This is a genomic window from Sulfitobacter aestuarii (assembly GCF_042685005.1).
Lineage (GTDB): Bacteria > Pseudomonadota > Alphaproteobacteria > Rhodobacterales > Rhodobacteraceae > Sulfitobacter > Sulfitobacter aestuarii.
Genome location: NZ_JBHUMP010000014.1, coordinates 97,833 through 103,832, shown reverse-complemented (window position 1 = coordinate 103,832; position 6,000 = coordinate 97,833). Strand labels below are relative to the sequence as shown.

Annotated in this window: 5 protein-coding genes; 2 read left to right on the top strand and 3 right to left on the bottom strand. The window is 63.9% G+C overall.

Translation table 11 applies throughout. The features are described from left to right. Positions 1-198 (bottom strand): hypothetical protein (locus ACFSUD_RS15090; RefSeq protein ID WP_386375328.1); only part of this gene is annotated, 198 nt, incomplete at its 3' end. Positions 199-262: 64 nt separating this feature from the next. Between ACFSUD_RS15090 and ACFSUD_RS15085 the strand changes: the two genes are divergently transcribed. Together ACFSUD_RS15085 and ACFSUD_RS15080 are read left to right on the top strand one after the other, a co-directional pair. Further along, positions 263-1,018: an NAD kinase gene (locus ACFSUD_RS15085; RefSeq protein WP_386375327.1), complete on the top strand. Its 756-nt coding sequence runs from the start codon at positions 263-265 to the stop codon at positions 1,016-1,018. A gap of 143 nt (positions 1,019-1,161) precedes the next feature. Beyond that, complete coding sequence (locus ACFSUD_RS15080) at positions 1,162-1,359, top strand: CsbD family protein (protein WP_386375326.1); 198 nt, start codon at positions 1,162-1,164, stop codon at positions 1,357-1,359. 60 nt (positions 1,360-1,419) lie between these two features. Here the strand turns inward: ACFSUD_RS15080 and ACFSUD_RS15075 are convergent, their stop codons facing one another. Then, the gene (locus ACFSUD_RS15075; protein ID WP_386375325.1) at positions 1,420-3,312 is read right to left on the bottom strand and encodes a propionyl-CoA synthetase; all 1,893 of its coding nucleotides are present in this window, start codon (positions 3,310-3,312) and stop codon (positions 1,420-1,422) included. Between the two features lie 378 nt (positions 3,313-3,690). Further along, entirely contained in the window at positions 3,691-5,964 is a 2,274-nt protein-coding gene (locus ACFSUD_RS15070) for an NADP-dependent malic enzyme (protein WP_386375324.1), read from the bottom strand. Between the last annotated feature and the right edge of the window lie 36 nt (positions 5,965-6,000).

Here is a 6,000-nt window from a genome sequence, read left to right as displayed (position 1 = left end):
CTGGCGGCCGAGCTCGTTGGTGACGGCGGCGGCGATATCCGGGTCGGTGGCGGCCAAGGTGGCGGTGAAGAAGTCGGACATGGAACATTCCTTGTTGAGGTCGTTTGGCCGGTTTCCTATCGGAAACGGCACGATGCGGAAAGGCTGGAATCCGACGCTGCGCATTAAAACTGCGGCAATACTGGTGGCGCGGGACATAATGTGATTGTTTCGAGGTCAAATGAGGTTCATCGGAAACCTCGACCACATTCAGGAATCCGAAATGAAGATCGCCTTTGCCGCCAGCCGCGCCACCGTGGCCCAAACTGCCCGCGCCGCTCTCGTGGGGCGCTATGGCGACGTGGCCCAAGAGGAGGCCGAGGTGATCGTCGCGCTCGGCGGTGACGGATTCATGCTCCAGACCCTGCATGAGACGCAAAGGCTGAATGCGCCAGTCTACGGGATGAACCGCGGCACCATCGGCTTCCTGATGAATGAATATTCCGAAAGCGATCTGCGTGACCGTCTGGCGGCAGCGGAGGAAGAGGTGATCAACCCGCTGGCGATGCGTGCCTCTCATTCCGACGGCAGCGTCTCGCGATTGCTGGCGATCAACGAAGTCTCGCTGCTGCGTGCCGGGCCGCAGGCGGCGAAGCTGCGTATCACGGTCGATGGCCGGTTGCGCATGGAGGAGCTGGTCTGCGATGGCGCGCTTGTGGCGACGCCTGCGGGCTCGACCGCCTATAATTATTCCGCCCATGGTCCTATTCTGCCGATCGGTGCCGATGTGCTGGCCCTGACCGCGATGTCCGCCTTCCGCCCGCGGCGCTGGCGCGGGGCACTGTTGCCGAAACGTGCCGAGGTGCAGATCGACGTGCTCGAACCGCAGAAACGTCCGGTCATGGCCGATGCCGACGGCAAGTCCAGCCGTGATGTGATCCGCGTGCTGATCCGGTCGGAGCCGGAGATCTCCCATCGCATCCTCTTCGATCCCGGGCACGGGCTTGAGGAACGGCTGATCCGCGAACAATTCAACTGAGGCGGGTTTCTGCCGAGCCGGACGTGGTTAAGCCGAAGGCAAGCTGGCGGGCGGAACATCTCGCTCATCCTGCACGTTGGGACACTGAGAGGCAGGGCGCGATACGCTGCCCGGCCTCACCACCTGCGATAGGAGGATAGACGATGAATTGGGATCGTATCGAAGGAAACTGGAAGCAATTCACCGGCAAGGTGAAAGAGCAATGGGGCGATCTGACCGATGACGAAGTCGCTCAGCTAAACGGCAACCGCGAACAGTTGGCCGGTAAGATTCAGGAACGTTACGGCTGCGAGAAAGACGAAGCCGAACGCCAGATTGACGAGTTTGCCGCACGCCAGTGAGCGTTGCGAAGGTTATGAGTGATGGGGCGGTCCTGCGGGGCCGCCCCGTTCATTTGGGCATCACCCCCGCGCAAAGCCGATCTTTTGCAATGCTGCCTTGATCTCGTCGAGGATCGCCGGGTCGTCGATGGTGGCGGGCGGTTTGAAGCTCTCGCTGTCGGCGATCTTCACCATGGTGGCGCGCAGGATCTTGCCGGAACGGGTCTTCGGCAGACGGTCCACCACCAGCGCCTGTTTGAAGGCCGCGACCGGCCCGATCTGCGCCCGCATCCGCGCCACGCATTCGTCGATGATCTCCTGATGCGGGCGATCGACCCCCTTGCTGAGACAGATGAACCCGACTGGGGCCTGACCCTTCAGCGCATCGCTGACCCCGACAACCGCACATTCGGCGACATCCGGATGGCCTGCCAGCACTTCTTCCATTGCGCCGGTGGAGAGCCGATGCCCGGCCACGTTGATCACGTCATCGGTGCGCGCCATGATATAGAGGTAACCGTCCTCGTCCATCATCCCGGCATCACCGGTCTCGTAGTACCCCGGGAAGGTTGTGAGGTAGGATTTGCGGAACCTGTCGGTCGCGTTCCAGAGGTCGGGCAGGGTGCCGGGCGGCAGCGGCAGCTTGATCGCGATGGCGCCGAGCTCGCCCGGTTTCTGCGGTTGGCCCGTCTCGTCGAGGATCTGCACGTCATAGCCCGGCATGGCCACGGTAGGAGAGCCGATCTTGACCGGCAACGGCTCGAGTCCTGCCGGGTTGCCCACGATCGTATAGCCGGTTTCGGTCTGCCACCAATGGTCATAGACCGGCTTGCCGAGCAGTTCCTGCGCCCATTCGATCGTGTCGGGGTCGGCGCGTTCACCGGCCAGGTAGAGCGCACGCAGGCAGGACAGGTCGTATTTCCGGCGATATTCGCCAGTCGGGTCCTCGCGTTTCACCGCGCGGATCGCCGTCGGGGCGGTGAAGAAGCTGCGCACGTTGTGCTCTTCGATCACCCGCCAGAACGTGCCCGCATCCGGCGCGCCGACCGGCTTGCCCTCGAAGACCACGGTCGTGTTGCCATGTACCAGCGGGCCGTAGCAGATGTAGGAATGGCCGACGACCCAGCCGACATCGGACGCCGCCCAGAACACATCGCCGGGATCGACGTCATAGATGTTCTTCATCGTCCAGTGCAGCGCCACCAGATGTCCCGCCGTGTGACGGATCACCCCTTTCGGAGCGCCTGTGGTGCCGGAGGTATAGAGGATATAAGCCGGGTGATTGCCCTCGACCGGAACACATTCCGCTGGCGTCACATCGGTCTTGGCTTCCTGCCAGTCGACATCACGGCCCGCGGTCAGCTCGCAGGGCTGCTGTTCGCGTTGCAGGATGATGCAAGTCTCGGGCTTGTGCGTCGCCTGTTCGATGGCCGCATCGAGCAGGGGCTTGTAGGGGACGACCCGGCCCGGCTCCAATCCGCAGGAAGCGGCGAGGATCGCCTTCGGTGTGCAATCATCGATCCGCACCGCGAGCTCATTGGCGGCAAACCCGCCGAAGACCACCGAGTGTACCGCGCCGATCCGCGCGCAGGCCAGCATCGCCTCCAGCGCCTCGGGAACCATCGGCATGTAGATCACCACCCGGTCGCCCTTGGCCACGCCACGCGCCTGCAGCGCTCCGGCGAGAGCGGCCACGCGGGTCTGCAGCTCAGCATAGGTAATCTTCTGCTGGCTGCCGGTGATCGGGCTGTCATGGATGATCGCCAGCTGCGCGCCCCGACCATTCTCCACATGACGGTCTACCGCGTTGTAGCACCCGTTGAGCCGCGCGTCGGCAAACCATTCATATAGATCGTCGCCGCGGTCGAAGAGCGCCTGTCGGGGCGGCTCGATCCAGTCGATCGCCTGGGCTGCGTCAAGCCAGAATGCTTCCGGATCGTCTTGCCATTGCTGATAGGTCTCGCGGTATCCCATGGTATTCCTCCCTCTTGCCCGACGTTGTTAAGACCGCCGGAGAGCAAGGGCAAGGTTGCTGCCACCGGGGCGGTCGGCCTCATGCGGGGCGGAAATCGGCAAGCTTTGGCGCGTGACGCGCAAACGCGACATTCATGGCGGAAACCGACCTTGGCGTATCGCGATTCCCGGCGCATTGTCAGTGTCAGGTGACGCATCCCGCGGCACCGTTTTGCATATGCGAGCATCGACATGGCTACTTCGCCGAAACCTCAGACCAAGAAGTCTCCGTCCAAACCCGGCGGCAAGCCGCCGCAGAAGTAACCCGTTCAGTAGCCCGCAAGGGGCCGCCCCGGATCGCCCGGGGCGGCATTGCCCGTCAGAAACCGTCGGCCGGTGTCAGCCGTATTCGGCCACCGGCGTGCCCGCGATGGCCGCCATGTTGAGCAGCCCGCGCGCCGTGATGGCCGGGGTCACCACATGGGCCCGGTTGCCCATGCCCATCAGGATCGGTCCGACCTCGAGCCCGCCGCCCTTCATCTTGAGGATGTTGCGCACACCGGAAGCGGCATCCGCATGGGCGAAGACCAGCACGTTGGCTGGACCCTCCATGCGGTTGCCGGGCAGCAGCCGGGCGCGCAGCTCGGGGTCGAGCGCCGTGTCGATGTTCATCTCGCCCTCATAGCTGAAATCCGGTTTCATTTCATCGAGAAGCGCGATGGCCGCACGCAGCCGGTTGCCGGAGCCTTCGCCCTGGTTGCCGAACTGGCTCTGCGAGCAGAGCGCCACCCTTGGCTCGATCCCGAAACGCCGCACATGCCGCGCCGCGCCGATGGCGATTTCGGCGATCTGCTGCGGATCGGGCCGCAGATGCACCTGGGTATCGGCGATGAACAGGGGGCCGTCCTCGAGGATCATCATCGAAAGGGCGCCATGCGCGCGGAAGCCGTCGCGTCCCAGCACCTGCTCGATGTAATTGAGATGCCAGCGGGTCTCGCCGAATGTCCCGCAGATCAGGCAATCCGCCTCGCCGCGATGCACCATCACCGCGCCGATCGCGGTGGTATTGGTGCGCATCACCGCGCGGGCGATGTCGGGCGACACGCCGCGCCGACACATGAGCTGGTGATAGCTCTCCCAGTAATCGCGGTAGCGCGGATCGTTTTCCGGGTTCACCAGATCGACATCCTGGCCGAGCCTGATGGTCAGCCCGGCGCGCTCGATGCGCCGCTCGATCACCTCGGGGCGGCCGATCACGATAGGCCGCTCGGTGGTCTCCTCCAGCATCGCCTGGGTGGCGCGCAGCACGCGCTCATCCTCGCCTTCGGCAAAGACGATGCGCCGCGACGCGGAACGGGCGGCCTCGAACACCGGTCGCATCAGCAGCGCGGATTTGAACACCGAACTGTCGAGCTTGCGTTTATAGGCGTCGAGATCCCCGATCGGCCGCGTCGCGACGCCGGTTTCCATCGCCGCCTTGGCCACTGCGGTCGAGACCACCCCGACGAGCCGCGGGTCGAACGGTTTGGGGATGAGATATTCCGCACCGAAAGTGAGCTGCTCGCCCTGATAGGCCGCCGCAGCCTCGGCCGAGGTCGTGGCGCGGGCCAGTGCCGCGATCCCGTTAATACAGGCGAGCTGCATCTCGTCGTTGATCTGCGTCGCACCGACATCGAGTGCGCCGCGGAAAATGAAGGGGAAGCAGAGCACGTTGTTGACCTGGTTCGGAAAATCCGACCGGCCCGTGGCGATGATCGCATCGGGGGCGACCGCGCGGGCGAGATCGGGCAGGATCTCCGGCGTCGGATTGGCGAGGGCGAAGATGATGGGACGGGGCGCCATCTGCTTGACCATGTCGGGACTCAAGACATCGGGGCCGGACAGGCCAAGGAACAGATCCGCCCCGGCGATCACCTCGCGGAGGTCGCGCAACTCGCTTTCCTGCGCGAATTCCGCCTTGCTCGGGTTCATGTCGATCTCGCGGCCCTCGTAGACCAGCCCGTGAATGTCGCAGAGCCAGATGTTCTCGCGCCGCACCCCGAGTTTCAGTAGCATGTTGAGACAGGCGATCCCGGCTGCGCCGCCGCCGGTGGATACGATCTTGATATCCTCGAACCGCTTGCCTGCCACATGCAACGCATTGGTCGCGGCCGCGCCGACCACGATCGCGGTGCCGTGCTGATCGTCGTGAAACACCGGGATGTTCATGCGCTCGCGACAGATCCGCTCGACGATGAAACAATCGGGCGCCTTGATGTCCTCGAGGTTGATGGCGCCGAAGGAGGGTTCGAGCGCACAGACGATCTCGGCGAGCTTTTCCGGATCGGACTGATCGACTTCGATGTCGAAGCAATCGATCCCGGCGAAATTCTTGAACAGGACGGCCTTGCCCTCCATCACCGGCTTGGAAGCCAGCGCGCCGATATTCCCGAGCCCCAGAACCGCTGTCCCATTGCTGATCACCGCCACCAGATTGCCCCGTGCCGTATAGCGTGCGGCGCTGGCAGGGTCGTCCCTGATCTCGATACAGGCCTCGGCAACGCCGGGTGAATAGGCCCGGCTCAGATCGCGGCCATTGGCCAGCGGTTTCGTGGCGCGGATCTCGAGTTTTCCGGGTTTCGGAAACTCGTGGTAATCAAGGGCAGCCTGCCGCGCATTGGGCGTGTCGGTCATCGTCAAGAACTCCTTCGCAGAGAATGGTTTAGTGTT